The organism is Streptomyces sp. NRRL WC-3742, assembly GCF_000720635.1.
Classification (GTDB): domain Bacteria; phylum Actinomycetota; class Actinomycetes; order Streptomycetales; family Streptomycetaceae; genus Kitasatospora.
The window spans coordinates 53,576-71,266 of record NZ_JOCF01000035.1; the positions used below are offsets into that span (position 1 = coordinate 53,576).

The 17,691-nt window shown below is 73.1% G+C and carries 15 protein-coding genes; 8 read left to right on the forward strand and 7 right to left on the reverse strand.

Annotated elements, in window-relative coordinates; translation table 11 throughout:
• Positions 1 to 6: 6 nt before the first annotated feature.
• Together IH61_RS0120145 and IH61_RS0120150 are read right to left on the reverse strand one after the other, a co-directional pair.
• Entirely contained in the window at positions 7 to 444 is a 438-nt protein-coding gene (locus tag IH61_RS0120145) for a hypothetical protein (protein ID WP_031071714.1), read from the reverse strand.
• Positions 441 to 1,877: an APC family permease gene (locus IH61_RS0120150; RefSeq protein ID WP_234327265.1), complete on the reverse strand. Its 1,437-nt coding sequence runs from the start codon at positions 1,875 to 1,877 to the stop codon at positions 441 to 443. The genes IH61_RS0120145 and IH61_RS0120150 overlap by 4 nt, the downstream gene beginning before the upstream one ends.
• A gap of 349 nt (positions 1,878 to 2,226) precedes the next feature.
• Here IH61_RS0120150 and IH61_RS0120155 point away from each other — a divergent pair, with 349 nt between their 5' ends.
• The 3 genes from IH61_RS0120155 to IH61_RS43060 are packed head-to-tail and all read left to right on the forward strand — an operon-like array spanning position 2,227 to position 6,883.
• Positions 2,227 to 2,667 carry a CU044_2847 family protein gene (locus tag IH61_RS0120155; RefSeq protein ID WP_031071718.1) on the forward strand — a complete coding sequence of 147 codons (441 nt, stop codon included), beginning with the start codon at positions 2,227 to 2,229 and terminating at the stop codon, positions 2,665 to 2,667.
• Position 2,668: 1 nt separating this feature from the next.
• On the forward strand, positions 2,669 to 4,435 hold the full coding sequence (locus IH61_RS0120160) for a trypsin-like peptidase domain-containing protein (RefSeq protein ID WP_031071720.1): 1,767 nt from the start codon (positions 2,669 to 2,671) through the stop codon (positions 4,433 to 4,435).
• Positions 4,436 to 4,453: 18 nt separating this feature from the next.
• Positions 4,454 to 6,883, forward strand: a complete 2,430-nt coding sequence (locus IH61_RS43060; RefSeq protein ID WP_051837519.1) for a TIR-like protein FxsC — start codon at positions 4,454 to 4,456, stop codon at positions 6,881 to 6,883.
• 18 nt (positions 6,884 to 6,901) lie between these two features.
• On the opposite strand, the gene IH61_RS47035 is transcribed toward IH61_RS43060, so the two are convergent.
• The 3 genes from IH61_RS47035 to IH61_RS0120180 all read right to left on the reverse strand — a co-directional run bounded on the left by IH61_RS47035 (position 6,902) and on the right by IH61_RS0120180 (position 8,734).
• Entirely contained in the window at positions 6,902 to 7,042 is a 141-nt protein-coding gene (locus IH61_RS47035) for a hypothetical protein (RefSeq protein ID WP_158845119.1), read from the reverse strand.
• A gap of 113 nt (positions 7,043 to 7,155) precedes the next feature.
• On the reverse strand, positions 7,156 to 7,896 hold the full coding sequence (locus tag IH61_RS47040) for a GNAT family N-acetyltransferase (RefSeq protein WP_234327261.1): 741 nt from the start codon (positions 7,894 to 7,896) through the stop codon (positions 7,156 to 7,158).
• Positions 7,897 to 7,978: 82 nt separating this feature from the next.
• Positions 7,979 to 8,734: a class I SAM-dependent methyltransferase gene (locus IH61_RS0120180; protein WP_031071727.1), complete on the reverse strand. Its 756-nt coding sequence runs from the start codon at positions 8,732 to 8,734 to the stop codon at positions 7,979 to 7,981.
• A gap of 56 nt (positions 8,735 to 8,790) precedes the next feature.
• On the opposite strand from IH61_RS0120180, the gene IH61_RS0120185 reads away from it, so the two are divergent.
• Positions 8,791 to 9,756 (forward strand): ArsR/SmtB family transcription factor, encoded by a 966-nt coding sequence (locus tag IH61_RS0120185; protein ID WP_031071729.1) that lies wholly within the window; start codon positions 8,791 to 8,793, stop codon positions 9,754 to 9,756.
• Positions 9,757 to 9,875: 119 nt separating this feature from the next.
• A complete protein-coding gene (gene tsaD, locus IH61_RS0120190; protein WP_031071731.1) occupies positions 9,876 to 10,943 on the forward strand; it encodes a tRNA (adenosine(37)-N6)-threonylcarbamoyltransferase complex transferase subunit TsaD in 1,068 nt (355 codons plus the stop codon).
• Positions 10,944 to 10,955: 12 nt separating this feature from the next.
• Here tsaD and IH61_RS0120195 read toward each other — a convergent pair whose 3' ends face one another.
• On the reverse strand, positions 10,956 to 11,969 hold the full coding sequence (locus IH61_RS0120195; protein WP_031071733.1) for a LacI family DNA-binding transcriptional regulator: 1,014 nt from the start codon (positions 11,967 to 11,969) through the stop codon (positions 10,956 to 10,958).
• A gap of 132 nt (positions 11,970 to 12,101) precedes the next feature.
• Between IH61_RS0120195 and IH61_RS0120200 the strand changes: the two genes are divergently transcribed.
• Both IH61_RS0120200 and IH61_RS0120205 read left to right on the forward strand, forming a co-directional pair.
• The gene (locus IH61_RS0120200; RefSeq protein ID WP_031071735.1) at positions 12,102 to 13,838 is read left to right on the forward strand and encodes an amidase; all 1,737 of its coding nucleotides are present in this window, start codon (positions 12,102 to 12,104) and stop codon (positions 13,836 to 13,838) included.
• A 473-nt stretch (positions 13,839 to 14,311) separates the two neighbouring features.
• Positions 14,312 to 15,421 carry a HoxN/HupN/NixA family nickel/cobalt transporter gene (locus IH61_RS0120205; protein WP_031071737.1) on the forward strand — a complete coding sequence of 370 codons (1,110 nt, stop codon included), beginning with the start codon at positions 14,312 to 14,314 and terminating at the stop codon, positions 15,419 to 15,421.
• A gap of 91 nt (positions 15,422 to 15,512) precedes the next feature.
• Here IH61_RS0120205 and IH61_RS0120210 read toward each other — a convergent pair whose 3' ends face one another.
• Entirely contained in the window at positions 15,513 to 16,949 is a 1,437-nt protein-coding gene (locus tag IH61_RS0120210) for a DUF2079 domain-containing protein (protein ID WP_051837522.1), read from the reverse strand.
• A 148-nt stretch (positions 16,950 to 17,097) separates the two neighbouring features.
• On the opposite strand from IH61_RS0120210, the gene IH61_RS0120215 reads away from it, so the two are divergent.
• A complete protein-coding gene (locus tag IH61_RS0120215; protein WP_031071741.1) occupies positions 17,098 to 17,490 on the forward strand; it encodes a GntR family transcriptional regulator in 393 nt (130 codons plus the stop codon).
• Positions 17,491 to 17,691: the final 201 nt, after the last annotated feature.

Sequence of the window (17,691 nt, forward strand, 5' to 3'; positions counted from 1 at the left end):
CCACTCCTACTTGCGGACGGTGTCGCGCAGGTCGAGGCCCTCGATCTTGCCCTGGATGGCGGCGAGCCGGTCGGGGCAGTACACCGAGAGCACGATCGCCTCGGCCCGGACGATCGCCGCGTCGGACAGCACCGGACGCTGGCCCGGCCCGCCCGCGCCGTTGGACATCCCGTACTTCCACTGCGCCTGGTTGAGCGCGTTCGCCGGGTCCTCGCAGACCGCGCCGCCGTCCTCGCCGAGGGTGTGGGTGATCTGGTCGTTGGTGGGCACCGGGTAGCCGGCCGAACCCAGCTTCGCGGAGAGCTGTTTCGCCTTCTCGTTCGCGAGGTCGGTGGCGTGCAGCTGGGAGAACGACAGCAGGCCCGTGACCAGCATCGCGACCAGCAGCACGATCGAGCCGAGGTAGATCCAGCGGTGCCGGGAGGCCATCGGACTCCTGGTCATGACGCCGCTCCTCCTTCGCTTCCGGCGCCCCGACGTTCCTCCGCCGCCTGGGCGGCCAGCTCGGCCGCGGCCTCGGGCGAGCGCCAACTCGGCCTGCGCAGCCGCAGGAAGAGGAACGGGATGAGCAGTCCGAGCACCAGCAGGCCGCCTCCGACGATCCCGATGTACGACCAGACGGAGCCGCTGCCGAACTGCGAGGACGGCACGAAGCCGATCCCCATCGCCGCCGCCGAGGCGAGCAGGCCGATCACGCACATCGGCACCAGCGCCGGGGCCCGGTAGCCGCGCGGGTGGTCGGGCTGGGTGCGGCGCAGCCGGATCGCGGCCGCGAACATCAGCAGGTAGACGATCAGGTACACCTGGGTGGTGATCACCGAGAAGATCCAGTAGGCGCTGGAGACGTTCGGGATCAGCGCGTACAGCAGGGCGATGGCGGTGGTGACGACGCCCTGCGTGACCAGCAGGTTCTGCTGGACGCCCTCCTTGTTGAGCCTCTGGAGGAAGGGCGGCAGGTAGCCCTCCTGCCGGGAGATCATCAGCAGGCCCTTGGACGGCCCGGCCAGCCAGGTCAGCATGCCGCCGAGCGAGGCGGCGATCAGCGCCACCGCGATGACCGGGGTGAACCAGCCGATGTGGAAGTACTGGAAGAAGGCGTCGAACGCCTGCATCACCCCGGCGGTGAGGCTCAGTTCGGCCGAGGGCACCACCCAGCTGATCGCCAGCGCGGGCAGGATGAAGATCGCCAGCACCATCGCGGAGGCGGTGAACATCGAGCGCGGGAACTCCCGCGCCGGGTCGCGCAGCGAGGAGACGTGGACCGCGTTCATCTCCATGCCGGAGTAGCTGAGGAAGTTGTTGACGATCAGCACCAGGCTGGCCAGGCCCGTCCACTGCGGGAACAGGTGCGAGGCGTCCATCGGCGCGGCCGAGGCGTTGCCCTGCCCGAGGAAGACGAAGCCGAGCACCACCAGCAGGGTGCCGGGGATCAGAGTGCCGATCACCAGGCCCATCGAGGAGAGCCCGGCGACCGCCTTCGTCCCTCGCGAGGAGACCCAGACGCCCGTCCAGTACAGCACCATGATCACCAGGGCGGTGTACGGGCCGTTGCTGGCCAGCCGGGGGTTCACCACGTAGGCGACGGTCGAGGCCACGTAGGCCAGCAGCGACGGGTAGTAGAAGATCGTCATCGCGAACTGGCACCAGACCGCCAGGAACCCGAGCGGCTTCGACAGCCCCTCCGACACCCACCGGTAGACCCCGCCCTCCCAGCCCGAGGCCAGCTCGGCCGAGACCAGCGCCGTCGGCAGCAGGAACACCACCGCCGGCACCAGGTACAGGAACACGCAGGCCAGCCCGTACACCGCCATCGTCGGGGCGGAGCGCAGACTGGCCACCGAACTCGTGGTCATCAGAGCCAGGGTGACCCAGGACATCCGCGGCGCGGCAGCCACCCGGCTGGCCACCGAACCACCGCGCTCCCGGATCCCGGCACCGGCCTCACCACCCGAACCGGGGCCGGGCGGCGACGCGTCCGTGGCACTCATCGGTCCTCCTCCGAAGGGGCCCCGAGGCGGGCCGCACCCGGCCAGTCCACCGGCCCCCCGACCCCGCCGCATGCGGCGTACGGCCGTACGGGTGAGGCTGTTCGGCCCGGGGCGAGCCCGCCGGTTTCCCGTCCAGCAGAGGCGTCCCCGGGGTTCCGTTCCGGGGACCACGCGCCTTCGCGAACGGCATACTGATCCGGAACGCACTGGCAACTCAGCGCTGAGCAGGGGGAATCCGTTGGACTCGCTGGTTGAATTCCGGACCGAGAGCGGCGCGAACGTGGTCGTCGAGGTGGACGACGAGGGGCCGGGTCTCGAACTGGTCGCCCGGGGCGACGGCGGCGCGGTCACCCGGGTCGGGCGCACCTTCGAGCAGGCTCTGGAGGGCATCCACAGCGCGGCTGAATCCACGCTGCGCGTTTTCCGCGACGGCCGCCTGAAGCCGGACTCGGTCGAGATCGAGTTCGGGGTGAAGCTCACCACGGAGGCCGGCGCGGTCATCGCCAGGAGCAGCCTGGAGGGACACCTGGTCGTGAAGCTCTCCTGGACCCCGTCCCCCGAGGACCGGCCCGACGGGCGCGGGTCCGAGGGACTCGGATCCGAGGGGCCCGGGTCCGAGGGGCCCGGATCCGATGGGCCCGGATCCGATGGGCACGGGTCCGACGACGAGGGCCGGTGAGGTGGGGGAAGGCGGTCGCGCGCCCTGGCAGGCGAAGGTCACCTGCGGCGGCGCCGTCGGCTCCGGCTTCCTCGTCACCGGGCGCCAGGTGCTCACCTGCGCCCATGTGGTCGCCCGCGCCGACCGGGCGGAGCTGACCTTCGTGGGACTGCCGGGCCTCGGGCCGGTCGGCGCGACGGTGGTGGAACGCGGCGGCTGGGCAGGCAGGGTCGACGACCGGGGCGATGTCGCCGTCCTGCTCCTGGACGAGGACGTCCCCATCTCCCCGGCGCAGTTCGCGGACCTCGACGACGCCTTCGCCGATCCCGCGCCGAAGCTCGTCGCCTACGGCTTCCCGCACGGTTTCGAGGTGGGCGCCCTGACGGAATTCCGCGTCACCGCCCGGCAGTTGATCGCCGGCGAGTGGAACCAGCTGGAAGCCTGGACGGTGAGCGGCCAGTCGCTGGCCCGAGGGTACAGCGGCGCGGCCGCCGTCATCGAGGGGACCAACAAGGTCGTCGGGATGATCTCCGCCGCCGCCAAGCCGGCGGACGTCCGGACCGGTCGGATGATTCCCGGGCACGTCATCGCACGTCACTGGCCCGACGCCGCCGACCTCGTCCCGACCCCCGGTTTCACCAGGGACGAGAAGGCCCGGCTGCGCGCCGCCCTCGCGCTGGTACGCGACCCACTGCGCCCCGAGGACCTCGCTCGCTTCTACACCAGCGCCGTCGGGCCGCTCGGACCTTCCTACCCCACACGGGAGTTGACCTCGCTGTGGGACCTGGCGTGGTACCTCGTCTCGGAGGTCGTCCCGCCACCGGGGCGGTGTCCGGCCGCCCGGCTCACATCGGACCTGGCGGACTGGACCGAGGACGCCACGGCCGGAGCCGCCCTGCGGCAGTGGTCGGAGAACCGCCCTCCACCGACCGGGCCTTCCGCCGACACGGGTGAGCCGGCCCGCACTTGGCCACCCGGGACCTGGTCGCCGATCCTCGTCGAGATCACGCGCAGCGGCGCCGGCCCCGTGTCCTACGTCGTCGAGGTCTCCGCCTTCCCGGGCGGACACCGCCGCATCATCGACACCCGGACACTGCCGAAGAGCAGCGTCCGGGCCTTCGTCCGGGAGCCCATCGATGCGGCGTTCTGGGAGATCGACTGGAAGGCCAAGGCCCTGATCGCGTTCGCGGTGCCCGTGGAATGGCTGAACGAGCCCATCGACGAGTGGCGCAGGGCCGGGAACGACCGGACGCCGCTGGGCTTCGCCACCCCGCTGGTCCTGATGGACAACGACCGGCGCCGCAGCGGCTCCGTGCAGCACAGGCTCCGCCAGAAGTGGGGGAGGCTCAGCCGGGAGGCGGCGTCCGACGTGCACCGCGTCGAATGCGGCGGCGGTCACGATCCGGAGCTCCTGCGGCTCCGGCTGGAGGACGTCCACAGCCCGGTAGGGCTCGGCCGACCGCCGAAGCTGGCCGAGTCCAGGCGTCTGCTGGCAGCCGCGCTGAACGCCGGGATGCCCGTCATCGCCTGGTCCCGCACGGCCTGCACGGTGACGCACGACCCCGACGTCGAAGTCCACTGCGCCGGCGAGGAGTTCCTCGATCAGCTGAAGAAGAGGCTGAAGGACGTCTCCCCCGCCGATCTGCCGGCCGACATCCACGTCCTCCGCAAGGACGCCCACCTCCGCAAGGACGAAGAGGCCCGATGGGCCAAGGGTTTGACACTGCTCTGGGAGGCTCCGCCCCTGTTCCCCGAGCCTCGCGGCTACCGGCAGTCACCGGTCGAGTAGACGGCTGGAGACGACCACGTGATCCCCCCACGCGACTTCAAGCGGGCCCTGCGCCCCCTCAGGCATCCCGGGCCGCACGGACCGGCAAAGCCCTCGCTCGACCTGGCGATCGTCCTCGACGACGGCCCCACCATGGCGATCTGGCAGCCGTTCACCGAGGAACTGAGCCAACTCGCCACCGGAACCGGTTACTTCCGAACCGTACGGCTGCTGGGCAGAGCGCAGGAGAGCCCTCTGCCCCTCCTCCGGCCGGGCCGCACCGCCGTGCTCGTCGTCAGCGACTGCACGGGGCCGCGGTGGTGGCCCGGCGAGGGCGGGAGCGAGAGCCCGTGGCACCGAAGCCTGCACGACTGGGCCACGGCCGCCCCCACCGCCGTCGTCCAGCCCCTGCCCGAGCGCCTCTGGCGGCGAACGGCCCTGCCCGCCACCCCCGGCCTGCTCACGGCCCGGAGCCACGCGGCCCCGAACACGGACCTCGCCTTCACCCCCTACCGCGCCGACGACACCCCGCAGGACCACCGACTGCCCGTACCGGTCCTGGAACCCACGGTTCCGTGGCTCAACCACTGGGCCCGGATCGTCGCCGGGCGCAGCGGCCGCGTCCCGGGCGCGGCCGCGTTCCTTCCCGCCGCTCCCGCCCCCGAGCACGACCCGCCGGACGACCCGGGTGCACTGTCGGCCGAGCAACTCGTCCTCCGCTTCCGTGCGGTGGCGACCCCCGAGGTGTTCCGCCTCGCCGGTCATCTGGCGATCGGCGTGCCGAACCTGCCCGTCATGCGGTTCGTACAGAGCGCCGTCCTGCCGCACCCGGACCCGCAGCAGCTCGCCGAGATCATCGTCAGCGGGATGCTCACCGCCGTTCCGGGCGCCACCGGGCACTACGAGTTCCGCCCGGGCGTGCGCGAGGTGCTCGTACGGACCGTGCCGCGATCCGCCTACCGGCAGACGGCCGAACTCCTCCGCCGCGAGGGCCACCCCACCGCGCCTCCGGTCCCCGGCCCCGACGAACCGCGACCCGCGCCGCCCGTTGTCACCCTGCCGACAGCCGCACCCATCCGTCACGTTCCGACCTACCCGCCGGTCACGAGGACTCCCGTCCTCGACCGGGACGGCCCTCTTCGTCCGTACTTCTTCTTCAGCTGCGCGCGCCGGGACTCCGAAGCGGAAGACCCCTCCGTCGACCAGTTCTTCAACGATCTCCGGGACGAACTCGGGCGGATCGAGCACGCCGCCCGCGCCGAGGAACTCGGCTTCCGGGAAGCCGAGCGACTTCGTCTCGGCGACGACTGGGCCGAAGAGATCGGCCGGATGCTCGGCCGCAGCAGAACCATGGTCGCGCTCTACTCACCCGCCTACTTCGCCAGCCGCTACTGCGGCAAGGAGTGGGCCGCCTTCCGCGGCCGCGTCCGGCGCCACCACGAGGAGTACGGCGAACACGTACCGGCACTGATCCCGGTCCTCTGGGAGCCCGTCGACCCGGGCGACCTGCACAACGAGGTCATCAAGGTCTCATGGGCCCAGCCGGACCTGGGCGGGACCTACGCCCGCCATGGCCTGCACACGCTGATGCGCGCCGATCCCGGCGGCGAGGCGTACCGGCGCGTCGTCCACGCGGTCGCCCGACGGGTCAGGGACGCGGCCGGGTTCCGGCTCGGGGAGTTGCCGGACTTCGACCTCGGCGCGGTGCGCGGCTACTTCCCGACCGCGGGGGCATCATCCGCGATGGACTCCCCCGGGCTCGTACGGCTGTTCGTCGCAGCCGGTCGCGCCTCGGAGGCGCCCGCCGCCAGCGGCGCCCACTACGGCCCCGATCCCTGGGACTGGACGCCCTACCACCCGCCCGTCCAACCGTCCCTGGTCGCACGCGCCCAGCGGGTCATCACCGCCGCAGGACACACCACCACGGTCGAGGAGATCCGACCCGGACTCGGCGCCAAGCTCGACCAGGCCCGCGAGGACAGCCAGGTATGCATCCTGCTGGTGGACCCCTGGGCAGCCGACAGCGAGCGCTACCGGGACGCGCTGCGCGAGTACGACGACCAGAACCACCCCACGGCCGGGGTACTGGTGCCCAGCATCGACCGCGACCCGGCCGGAGAGCGTGAAGAACCGTGGACCGGTGTACGCGGCGTGTTCCGCCGCAACTGGCTGCGTCGCAACGACCCCGAGCGCCTGTTTCGGGTCAAAGTACGCCAGGAGGACTTCGACACGGACCTCACCATCATGGCCACCGTCCTCCAGAACAAGCTGATGGACGAGCAGATCGACTGGGCGGACGACGCCCGCGACGCCTTCGGCTACGGCTTCGGCCCTGGCGGCGGCCCGGACGTGCCCGGGCTCGCCATCCCCTCAGGCCCACGCCCCTTCCCCGATCCTCCCGGGCCTCCCGGGCTGCGCAACCCGAGGGAGGGCGCGGTCCCCGTGCGCGGCAACGAGGAGGACGAGTAGGCCCCTCCGGCATCACTGTCAGAACAGGACGTCGAGGGCGTTGTCGACGTCGTTGACGAAGTGGGCGGCGTCCCGGTCGCTTTCCGGGGTCGCCACGGCGGTCGGCCCGGTGATCGGCGCGGCGGTCGTCAGCGCACTCGAACGGGCCCGAAGCTTCATGGCGTGCTGCCGCCTGGAGGACGGCCGGGCCGGATCGCTCCCGGCCGCCCATGCTCGGCACCCACCACCCCATCCCGCCCGGCGGCGTGAGCCGAATGCCGCGCGCCCGGCCGTCAGCCGCCGGAGAAGGTGTGGCTGCGGCCGATTTCGGTGAAGCCGCGTCGGGTGTACCACGTGCGCGGCCAGTCGTCGGCGGCGGCGAGGAGGAAGAGGTGGGGGATGCCGACTGCGGCGGCCAGGGCCAGGCCCGTGGCGAGGAGGGTGTCGCCATGGGACCGGCCGCGGTGGGGGGTGGCGGTGACCAGGTCTTCCAGTTGGGCGAGGCCGGCTGTGCGGTCGAGGTAGAGGTCGGTCCAGGCGGCGATCTCGCCTTCCGGTGTGCGGGCGGCGAGGAACAGGACCTCCTCGGCGCCGCGCAGCCGGGCGCGGCGGCGGTCGGTGAGCTGCCGGGCGACGTCCTCGTCCGGGTTCCACTCCAGTTGCTGGCGGAGCACCGCCGTGCGCAGCTTGGCCAACTCGGCCGGGTGCGCCGGGGTTTCGGGCAGCGCGCACCCGGCGGTCTCGCGGGCGAGCACCAGCTCGGTGTCCCGGCCGTAGCCTGCCGCTGCCAGGGCCGGGGTGGCCCGCTCGCCGAGGGTCTCGTCCAGGACGGCGATCCGGTAGCGGCGGCGGGGCCCGAGGCTCTGCGCGGCCAGCTCGGGCAGCGTCGCCGGATCGGCGTCCGCCGAAGCGACGATCAGCCGGTTGTGCTCCTCGGAGAGGGAGAACTCCGGGTCCCGGACGGCGAAGGCGCCGGGAAGTTCGACGGTCTCGGCGGCCTGCCGTCGGGCGAAGGCGGCACGGAAGGCGGTCACGCGTGCGAGGAGATCCGACATCCCGTCATGATCGGCCTGGCCGTGGGAGGTGGCAACGGCTTTTCCGGCCCGGGCGGAGGGGCTATCCGGCGACGACCAGGCGGTACCCGTAGTCCACGCTCTCCCGCTCGAGCAGGTCGGCGTGCCGTCGGTGCCAGGCCCCCGACCGGAGGTCGTCGCGTAGACGGGCGATGGCCGGTTCCACGACGGAGGGGGGCAGCTGGGCGAAGGTGGAGCTGGCCTGCCGGATCGTCGCGTCGAGGTAGGACTCGGGGCGGCGCCAGTAGGCGATCTGGAAGCCGTCGGTGAAGTCGTGCGGGATGGGGAAGGGCAGGACGGTGTGGGCGTCGAGCGCGTCGACGACCGTGTGCAGGGGGGTGAAGCGGGCGTGCTCGAGGTCGCGGATCTCGGGCAGGTACTCGTCCAGGAGCCACAGCTCGGTGCGGTGGGTCGGGTCCCAGGTGAAGACGACCTGTCGGCGGGACACCCGCCGCATCTCCGCGAGGCCGCTCAGCAGGTCGGGCCAGTGGTGGACGGTCATGACGGCCATCGCCACGTCGAACGAGCCGTCGGGGAAGGGGAGTTGCTCCGCTCCCGCCTTGACCTTCACGGTTCCCGGATGCTGGTCGAGCATGACCTGCGACGGGTCGACGGCGGTGAGCTCGACGCCGTCCGGTTCGTACGAGCCCGCGCCCGCGCCGACGTTCACGACCGTACGGGCGCCCTCCAGCGCGAGCCCGATCAGGGCGTGCAGACGGGGGTCGGGGCGGCGGATGCGGCTGTAGTCGGTGCCGATGCGGTCGTAGGTGGCCGGGGCGCGGCCGGTGGTGATGTCCATGGGGGTCAGCCCACCAGGCCGTTCCGCGGCGGGGCCAGAGTTTTAGCATGGGCCGAATGTTGAGGTTCCGTCTGAGCGTGCCGGACCTGGCCTCCGCCAGGTTCACCGTGTCGCCGTTGCAGGAGACGGTGCTGAGCCTGTGGGCGTGGCACAACCCGGTGCGCCACGCCGTGCACCAGCCGTTCCTGCGCCGGTCCGCGCCGCTCCTCCCCCAGGTGGACTGGCCGCTGTTGCGGGCACTGGTCGGCCCGCGCCGTCTGCTGCCCGACTTCCTCACCCCGCTCCCGCCCGTCCCGAACCCCGACATCGACGAGGAGTTCCGGGCCCTACGGGCCACCCCGCCCGACCAGGTCGTCCGCGAGCTGCACCTGGTGGCCGACGGAAGGCCCCTGCACCCGTGCCTGCGGCAGGCCGACAGGAAGCCGGAACAGCTGCTCACCCGGATCGCCGACACTTTCCACGCCTACTGGGCGCTCGTCCTCGCCCCGCACTGGCCCCGGATGCACGCCGTGCTGCGCGCGGACGTCCTGTACCGCGCCCGGCGGCTCACGGACGCGGGCGCCGCCACGCTGTTCCACGGCATCGACCCCGGCCTGGAGTGGCGGGACGGCGCCCTGGTCATGGACGCCTGGCCGGGCGAACAGCACGACATCGCCGTGGACGGCCGCGGCATCGCCTTCTCGCCCTCGCTGTTCTGCGACCACGCCGTCACCCTCGCCGACCCGGCTCTGCCGCCCAGGATCTGGTACCCGGCGCGCGGACGCGCCACCGTCTGGCACAGCACGACGGCCACCCCGCCCGGGGCCCTCGCGGACCTTCTGGGCCGTACCCGCGCCCGGGTCCTCCTCCACCTCGCCGAGCCCTGCGGCACCACCGATCTCGCCGACCGCCTGCAGCTCAGCCCGGGCGCGGTCAGCCAGCACCTGGGCGTCCTGCACCGCGCCGGGCTGGTCACCAGAGCGCGCCACGGGCACATCGTCCTGTACCTGCGCAGCCGCCTCGGCGACCAGCTGGCGGGCTGAGCGGGCGACCACGTCGCGGACCTCGCCCTCTTGTTCCGCGTCGTCCCGAAGACCGGTCCGCGCCACTTCTGCCTCTATGATGCAATTGCAACAAAAGCGCAAGAAGGAGCAAGGAGCCGATGGCGGAATCGCCCGTGGTGCTGGGGATCGAGTCGTCCTGCGACGAGACCGGGGCCGGTCTGGTGCGCGACGGCGTTCTGCTGGGGCACGCGGTGGCCTCGTCGATGGACGAGCACGCCCGCTTCGGCGGCGTCGTCCCCGAGATCGCCGCCCGGGCCCACGTCCACGCGATGGCGCCCGTCGTCCGGGAGGCCCTGGGCCGGGCCGGGCTCACCCTGGCCGACGTCGGCGCCGTCGCCGTGACCACGGGCCCGGGCCTGTCCGGGGCGCTGCAGGTCGGGCTGGCCGCCGCCAAGGGGTACGCCTTCTCGCTCGGCGTGCCGCTGTACGGCGTCCACCACCTCGCCGGGCACGTCGCCGCCGCGACGCTGGACGGCGGGCCGCTGCCGAACCCGTGCGTGGTGCTGATCGTCTCCGGCGGGCACACCTCGCTGCTGCTCGTCCGGGACCTCGCCCGCGACCCGATCGTCCACCTCGGCGACACCCTGGACGACGCGGCCGGGGAGTGCTTCGACAAGGTCGCCCGGATCCTCGGGCTGCCCTACCCCGGCGGGCCCGCGATCGACCGGGCCGCCCGCGACGGCGACCCGAAGGCCGTCCGGCTGCCCCGCCCGCTCAGCGGGCCGAACGATCCGCCATACGCGTTCTCCTTCTCCGGGCTCAAGACCGCCGCCGCCCGCTGGGTCGAGGCCCAGCGGGCCGCGGGCGCCGCGCCGAACGTCCCGGACGCCTCCGCCGCGCTCCAGGAGGCGATCGCCGACGCCCTCACCCGCAAGGCCGTCCGGGCCTGCACCGACCACAGCATCGACACGCTGGTCGTGGTCGGCGGGGTCGCCGCCAACTCGCGCGTCCGCGCCCTCACCGAGCGGCGCTGCGCCGCCGCCGGGATCACCCTGCGCGTTCCGGCGCTGGGGCTGTGCACCGACAACGGCGCCATGGTCGCCGCCATCGGCGACCTGCTGGTGCGCTCCGGCGCCGAACCCGCGCCGCTGAGCATCTCCATCGATCCCTCGGCGCCGCTGGAGTTCGCCGCCCTCGCCCCGACGGCCGCCGCGCGGGCGGCGTAACGCCGGCCCGCGTCAGGCCCGCCCGGCCGTGGACTCGCGGACCCTCAGCGCCCAGTCGTGCCGCCGGACGGCGCCGGGCTCGGCCCTCCCGGCCAGCAGGTCGCTGAGCAGGGCGGCGCACGCGCGTCCGTACTCCGAGGGGCGCAGGTCGACGGCGGTGACCCGGGGGCCCGAGCCGCGCGCCGCCGCGCCGTCGACGCAGGCCGCCACCAGCAGGTCCGACCCGACCCGTCGGCCCGCCCGGGCGGCGGCCGCCAGTACGCCGGGGACGGCGCCGTCGGGGGCGCAGATCACCGCGTCCACGTCCGGGGCGACGCCGATCAGGTCGGTGGTGGAAGCCTCGGCCTCGGCGGGCGTGGCGGCGAACGGCACCGTCCGTACGGGCACCTCGACGCCCTCGCGGGCGCTCCAGGCGTCGGCGGCCGCCCGCAGCGCGGCGGCCCAGTCGGAGCCGGGGCCGGGCGCGAGCAGCGCCGGGCGCCGGGCGCCGCGCTCCGCGAGGTGGTCCAGCAGGGCGACCAGCGAGGCCGCGTTGTCGCACACCACGGCACCGCTCGGGGTGGCGCCGCCGCCGAGGTAGCGCTCGCCCGTGACCACCGGGACGCCCGCGCCCAGCAGGTCCGGCACCTCGGGGTCGTCGACCTCCGGGTCGATCACCAGCAGGCCGTCCACCCGGGCGGCGAGCACCCCACCGGCCGCGGTGCCGGCCGCCGTGCCGGGGGCGAGCAGGACGAGGTCGAGCCCGTCCTCCCTGGCCCGTTCGACCGCGCCGAAGGCCAGGTTCATGTAGTAGTCCAGCCGGGTCGCGGTGCGCGGCAGGTGCAGTCCGATCGCGCCCGTACCGGCGCGGCGCAGACTGCGTGCCGCGGCGTTCGGCCGGTAGCCGAGTTCCCGGGCCACGGCCCGGACGTGCTCGCGGGTGGCCTCGGAGACCCGGCCGGAGCCGCCGAGCGCGTTGGAGGCGGCGCTCTTGGACACCCCGGCCGCCCGGGCCACGTCGATCAGGGTCACGGAGCGGCTGGTCACAGCCCGGAAGTCTAGACGCAGCCCCGCCGGCCGCTCGCCCCCTCTTGCTGGAACGTTCCAGCACTGTCTACGATGCGCCCGCTGGAACGTTCCAGCAAGGCCGCCCACCCCCACCACCTGGGAGACACCCGCATGACGCGCGGATTCGATGTCGTGGAAACCGGAATCGCCGACCTTCGCGCGGCCCTGGAGAGGGGCGAGACCACCGCCGTCGGGCTGCTCGACGCCTACCTCGCCCGGATCGAGGCGTACGACCGGCCCGGCACCGCCACCGCCCTCAACGCAATGGTCGTGATGAACCCGGACGCCCGCGCCGAGGCCGAGGCGTCCGACGCCCGCCGGGCGCGCGGCGAGACGCTCGGCCCGCTGGACGGCATCCCCTACACCGCGAAGGACAGCTACCTCGCGAAGGGCCTCACCGCCGCCGCCGGTTCGCCGGCCTTCGAGCACCTCGTCGCCCAGCGCGACGCCTTCGCCGTCGAGCGGCTGCGCGCGGGCGGGGCCGTGCTCATCGGCCTCACCAACATGCCGCCGATGGCCAACGGTGGCATGCAGCGCGGCGTGTACGGCCGCGCGGAGAGCCCGTACAGCGCCGACTGGCTGACCAGCGCCTACGGCTCCGGCTCCTCCAACGGCTCGGGCACCGCGACGGCGGCCTCCTTCGGCGCGTTCGGCCTCGGCGAGGAGACCTGGTCCTCCGGCCGGGCCCCCGCCTCCAACAACGCCCTGTGCGCCTACACCCCCAGCCGCGGCGTGATCTCGGTGCGCGGCAACTGGCCGCTCGTGCCGACCATGGACGTCGTCGTCCCGCACACCCGCACCATGGCCGACCTGCTCGAACTGCTCGACGTCGTCGTGGCCGACGACCCGGAGACCCGCGGCGACCTGTGGCGCGCCCAGCCGTGGATCGCGCTGCCCGCCGCCTCCCGGGTCCGGCCCGCCTCGTACCCGGACCTCGCCCCCGCCGACGCCCCGGCGGCACGCGCCGCGCTCGCCGGCAAGCGCCTCGGCGTGCCCCGGATGTACATCAACGCCGACCCGGAGGCCGGGACCAACCCCGACGGCGGCATCGGCGGCCAGACCGGGCAGCGCGTCGACACCCGCCCCTCGGTGATCGCCCTGTGGGAGGCCGCGCGCCGCGACCTGGAGGCCGCAGGAGCCGAGGTCGTCGAGGTCGACTTCCCCGTCGTGACCAACTACGAGTCCGACCGCCCCGGCGCGCCCTCCCTGCTCACTCGGGGGCTGGTCGGCCGCGACTTCCTCACCGTCGAGATCGAGGACCTCTCCGCCTGGGCCTGGGACGACTTCCTGCGCGCCAACGGCGACCCGGCCCTCAGCACCCTGACCGAGGTGGACGGCGCCCTCATCTGGCCCGTGCAGGACGGTGAACTCCCCGGCCGCTACCACGGGTTCGAGGACTCGATCGGCGACTACCCGCGCTTCGTGCGCGAGCGCCCGTACGCCTCCTTCACCGACATGCCGCACCTCGAGGAGGGCCTGCGCGGGCTGGAGGAGACCCGCCGTGTCGACCTCGAGGAGTGGATGGACGGGCTCGGCCTGGACGCCGTGGTCTTCCCCACCTCCGCCGACGTCGCCCCCGCCGACATGGACATGAACGAAGCCTCCGCGGACCTCGGCTGGCGCAACGGCGTCTGGGTCGCCAACGGCAACCTGGCGCCCCGCCACCTCGGCATCCCGACCGTCACCGTCCCCATGGGCACCATGGCCGACACCGGTATGCCCGTCGGCCTGACCCTCGCGGGCCGCGCCTACGACGACAACGCCCTGCTCACCCTCGCCGCCGCCTTCGAGGCGACGGGCAGCCGGCGCACGGAGCCGCCCCGCACCCCTCGCCTCGCGGCGCAGTGACGGCGCGGTGAGGGGCGGCGTGAGGGCGCCGTGAGGGCGGACCGACGGCGGGGAGCACGGCTGCGGACCGCACCGCGCGCAGCCGTCCTCCCCGCGACCGCGAAGCCCTCCGACCCCGGCTCCCGCGCCTTGTCGCGACCCATGTGCAGCTGCGCAGGCTTGTCGATCATGGTGAACACCCCCTACGGTGTTCCCCGCCGTGGTGCACGGGAAGACCGGTGAACGCCCCTCAGCGGGCCGAGTCCGGCGCGGCCCTCGCCACTGTGAACGGGAAGTGCCCCCGACGGGCCCGCATCCACACTGCGGGCAGTCACCGGCGCCGCGAGGCGCACGGGAAGACGAGCCGGGGGCGCGCTCCGCCCTGCCCGGGCTCGGGTACGGCGGTCCACCCGCGAGCCAGGAGACCGGCCACGGCGCGCACGACCCCCATCCCGGGGGCGCCCCCATCGAGGAGCTGGAGAGGCTTGCCCGTCATGACCCTGACCGACGCATCCCCGTCGTCCGCCCCGCCCCTGCCGCCACGCTGGCAGCGCAAGGACACCGTCCGCACCGCCACCCTGCTGGGCGTCATCGTCGCCATGCACGTGGTCGCCTTCGGCATGCTGTTCCTGCTGATAGCGCCGAACCACTACACCATCGGGACCGAGACCTTCGGCGTCGGCCTCGGCATCACCGCCTACACCCTCGGCATGCGGCACGCCTTCGACGCCGACCACATCGCCGCCATCGACAACACCACCCGCAAGCTGATGGCCGACGGGCAGCGTCCGGTCTCGGTCGGCTTCTGGTTCGCCCTGGGGCACTCCAGCATCGTCATGGTGCTGGCCGCCCTCGTCGCCGGCGGAGCCAAGATCGCCGGCACCCTGATCGACGACCAGTCCTCCACCCACCAGTGGCTCGGCCTGGTCGGCACCAGCGTCTCCGGTGCCTTCCTCTACCTCATCGCCGCTCTCAACCTCTTCGCGCTCGCGGGCATCTACCGGGTCTACAGGTCCATGCGCTCCGGGCAGTTCGACGAGAAGCAGTTGGAGAAGCACCTGGACGAGCGCGGCTTCATGAACCGCATCCTCGGCCGGCTCACCAACTCCATCCGCCGCCCCGGCCAGATGTTCCCCATCGGCGCGCTGTTCGGCCTGGGCTTCGACACCGCCACCGAGGTCACCCTGATGGTGATGGCGGGCTCCGGCGCCGCCTCCGGACTCCCCTGGTACGCGGTCGTCTGCCTGCCGCTGCTGTTCGCCTGCGGCATGAGCCTGTTCGACACCCTCGACGGCACGTTCATGAACTTCGCCTACCAGTGGGCGTTCTCCAACCCCGTCCGCAAGGTCTACTACAACCTCACCATCACGGGCCTCTCGATCGCCGTCGCCTTCTTCATCGGCACCATCGAACTCGTCCACGTCCTGCACGAGAAGCTCGACCTCACCGACCCCGTCACCGGCTGGATCTCCGACATCAGCCTCGACAACGTCGGCTACGTCCTCGTCGGCATGTTCGTGGTCGTCTGGGCCTGCGCCCTCGCGTACTGGCGCTTCAGCAACGTCGAGCAGCGCTGGGCCGCCCGGGTCGAGAAGGCCGGCTGACCGTCGCTCCGGAGAGGGGTTGTGCCCGGTGGACGGCCGTCCGCCGGGCACAACCCGTCTCCGGGGCCGGACTTCCCGCGGTTCCGCGGTCTCAGCGGCGCAGGAGGAGGATGCCGTCCTCCTCGGCCACCGTGCGGTAGCCCTCGGCGCGGTAGGCGGCGAGAGACGCCTCCGTCGCCGCCTCGGCGCAGGGGGACTTCACCGTCGGGTCGGTGGCGTCGGCGACGACCCACTCGGGCGGGTCGGCGGAGAGCGGGCCGGGCTGCTGGCAGACCAGGCTGACGGCCTCGGAGCGGGCGACCAGGATCGGGGCGAGCCGGTTGGTGGAGGCGACGCGGGAGCCGTCGGGTATCAGGGCGAGCAGGCGGTGGGCCGTACGGACGTGGGCGGGCCGGTGCCAGCCGCCCGGGAGGGCCAGGTCCCGCACGGGGTACACCACGGTGGTGACGGCGGCGACGGCCGCGCACACGGCGAGCGCGCGTCGCCGCAGGCCCGGGCGGCGGGTGAGGACGTCCAGCAGGGCGCCGAAGAGGATCGGCATCAGGATCGCGCTGTAGTGGAAACTCGGCTGCCAGTAGTGCTCGTTGGAGGCGGTGAGCCGCCAGGCGAGGGTGGGCAGGCAGAGCAGCGCGAGCGGGGAGCGCAGGCCGACGAAGGCGACGGGGGCGGCGAGCATCGCCAGCAGCAGCCACTTCACGGGCGGCCAGCCGAGCTTGACCAGCATCATCGGCAACGCGGCGTGGGAGCCCGGCAGTTGCTGCCAGTAGTCGAAGACGCCCTGCGGGTTGGCCAGCGGTAGCAGTACCGCCGTCTCGACGACCGTCGCCCCGAGGCCGAACACCGCGACGGCCAGCCCGACCCCGCGCCGCCCGCGCCCGCGCCGCCACGCCACGTACAGGCCGACCGCCGCGACGGTGAGCCCGAGGTCCTCCTTGACCAGCACCAGCGGCAGCGCCCACAGCACCCCCGCCCGCCACCGCCGCTCCCCCAGCGCCTCGACGGCGAAGGCGAGCAGCGGCACGGCGAAGCAGATCTCGTGGAAGTCGTAGGCGACCGCCGAGACGATCCCCCAGGAGGCACCGAAGGCCGACCCGAGGACCAGCGCGGCCCTCGGCCCCGCCGTCCGGTAGGCCCAGCGGGTGATCGGCAGGCAGGCGAGCGCCATCAGCGAAGCCTGGGCGACGAGCAGGGTGACGGGGGTGGGGAAGAGCCGGTAGGCGGGGGCGAGCAGGGCGAGGACGGGGTGGAAGTGGTCGCCGAGCAGGTCGTAGCCGGGGCCCTTGAGCGGGACCACGGGCAGCCGGCCGTGGGCGTAGGCGCGGACGGCCTGTTCGAAGATCCCGAGGTCGAAGGCGGCGCTGAGCATCCGCTCGTGCCGGCTGATCGAGAGCAGCACGTACAGGCCGAGGAAGAGCGCGGCCACGGCCAGGCCCAGCCCGTTCGGCCCGAGCCTGCGGGCCATGGACGTGGGCTTGGGCACCGGCGCCGGACGGACGAGCGGCCGGCGCTCCAGCAGGTTGTCGATCATCACCTGATCACCATTCCACTAGTTAACTAGTGGAATGGTGATCACGGCGCCAACTGCCTTGTCAAGGCCACTTTCTGAGCCGGGCTTGACGCGGAGCCGGGCACCTGGGCAGGATTCCCCTAGATAACTAGTGAAATGGCGGTCCAACGTGGTCGAGTACCTCATCGACCGACACAGCGGGCTCTCCCCGTACCTGCAGATCGTGGAGCAGACCAAGCGCGCCCTGCGGCTCGGAGTGCTGCGCCCGGGCGACCAACTCCCCACCGCGCGGGAGGTGGTGGAGGCCACGGCGATCAACCCCAACACCGTGCTCAAGGCGTACCGCGAGCTCGAACGGGAGGGGCTGGTCGACAGCCGCCGGGGCGTGGGCACCTTCGTGCGCCGCTCGCTCGCCAAACCGGAGACCGTCGCGGACTCCGCCCTGCACACCGAGCTCGCCGACTGGGTCCGACGCGCCCGCGCCGCCGGACTCGACCGCGAGGACGTCGCCGCCCTGGTCACCACGGCCGTGGACAGCGCCTTCGCGGAACCGGCCGACTAGTCCGAGCACCAAGTCACGAGCACCAAGTCACGAGCACGAGTACGACCTCAGCACCACCCCCAGCACCACCCCCAGAGCACCACTGCACGAGGAGCCCGGGTGAGCCACCACCCCATACCCAGCCCCGCCGGACCCGCTGCCGAGACCGCTGCAGGACCCGCCGCCGAGGGCGCTGCCGAGGACGCGCTCACGGCCGTCGGC

What these genes read in the sequence shown, in the direction of transcription:
- IH61_RS0120145 (WP_031071714.1), bottom strand. Translation starts at nt 444, where the DNA reads ATGACCAGGAGTCCGATGGCCTCCCGGCACCGCTGGATCTACCTCGGC.
- IH61_RS0120150 (WP_234327265.1), bottom strand. Translation starts at nt 1,877, where the DNA reads ATGTCCTGGGTCACCCTGGCTCTGATGACCACGAGTTCGGTGGCCAGT.
- IH61_RS47035 (WP_158845119.1), bottom strand. Translation starts at nt 7,042, where the DNA reads ATGAAGCTTCGGGCCCGTTCGAGTGCGCTGACGACCGCCGCGCCGATC.
- IH61_RS0120180 (WP_031071727.1), bottom strand. Translation starts at nt 8,734, where the DNA reads ATGGACATCACCACCGGCCGCGCCCCGGCCACCTACGACCGCATCGGC.
- IH61_RS0120185 (WP_031071729.1), top strand. Translation starts at nt 8,791, where the DNA reads ATGTTGAGGTTCCGTCTGAGCGTGCCGGACCTGGCCTCCGCCAGGTTC.
- tsaD (WP_031071731.1), top strand. Translation starts at nt 9,876, where the DNA reads ATGGCGGAATCGCCCGTGGTGCTGGGGATCGAGTCGTCCTGCGACGAG.
- IH61_RS0120200 (WP_031071735.1), top strand. Translation starts at nt 12,102, where the DNA reads ATGACGCGCGGATTCGATGTCGTGGAAACCGGAATCGCCGACCTTCGC.
- IH61_RS0120205 (WP_031071737.1), top strand. Translation starts at nt 14,312, where the DNA reads ATGACCCTGACCGACGCATCCCCGTCGTCCGCCCCGCCCCTGCCGCCA.
- IH61_RS0120210 (WP_051837522.1), bottom strand. Translation starts at nt 16,949, where the DNA reads ATGATCGACAACCTGCTGGAGCGCCGGCCGCTCGTCCGTCCGGCGCCG.